The organism is Actinomadura napierensis, from assembly GCF_039529375.1.
In the GTDB taxonomy this organism is placed as follows: domain Bacteria; phylum Actinomycetota; class Actinomycetes; order Streptosporangiales; family Streptosporangiaceae; genus Spirillospora; species Spirillospora napierensis.
The window spans coordinates 1-715 of sequence record NZ_BAAAMR010000306.1 but is presented as its reverse complement, the minus strand read 5'-3'; the positions used below and the strand labels follow the sequence as shown (position 1 = coordinate 715).

Here is a 715-nt window from a genome sequence, read left to right as displayed (position 1 = left end):
AAACTCATGATAAAATGAGTTTTTACTCATAATAAGTACAACATCACATTTACCCAGCTTGAAATTTTCGCACTCATTGCTGAACTAAAAAGCTTTACTGCTACAGCAGAAAAGCTGGGAATTTCACAGTCGGCAGTTTCCCATGCGCTTAAATCATTAGAACAACAATGGGGCATTAAACTGATTTCAAGAACTCAAAGCGATATTGAGCTGACGACGACAGGTCAGCAGTTATTAACCCATGTAAAAGAGCTATTGAGTATTTCCGATACCTTAGAAAAAGAAGTGGCTGCAATCCATGGTTTAAACGAAGGCACACTACGTATTGGATCTTTTGGGGCTTCATCCTCTATTTATCTATTGCCTGAAATTTTAGAAGCCTTTCGGCAATGCTACCCCAAAATCGAAATTTATATTGATGAAGGTGAAGATAAAGAAGTTGCTCAGTGGTTATTAGAGCGACGCATCGAAGTTGGTTTTTTGATTATGCCAGATGAGCGTTTTGATACATTTCCCTTAATTGAAGATCGTTTTGTTGCCTTAATTCCGAGTGGTTACCCGCTCGCCCAACAACTCTATATTGATCCAGCACAGTTAGAAAATTGTCCTTTCATTATGACAATGGCGGGTAGTCGACATCAGGTCGAATTAATTTTAAAAAATTTTAATGTCAAACCAGACATCAAATTTTATGTTTCACAAATTTTGAGTATTG

The 715-nt window shown here is 37.2% G+C and carries 1 protein-coding gene and 1 pseudogene; both read left to right on the top strand.

Annotated features, from left to right (window positions below):
• Positions 1-42: 42 nt before the first annotated feature.
• A pseudogene (locus ABD296_RS50790) lies at positions 43-216 on the top strand (LysR family transcriptional regulator); the annotation flags it as partial.
• A 39-nt stretch (positions 217-255) separates the two neighbouring features.
• The coding region (locus tag ABD296_RS49600; protein ID WP_344285549.1) for a LysR family transcriptional regulator substrate-binding protein at positions 256-715 on the top strand (460 nt) is incomplete at its 3' end.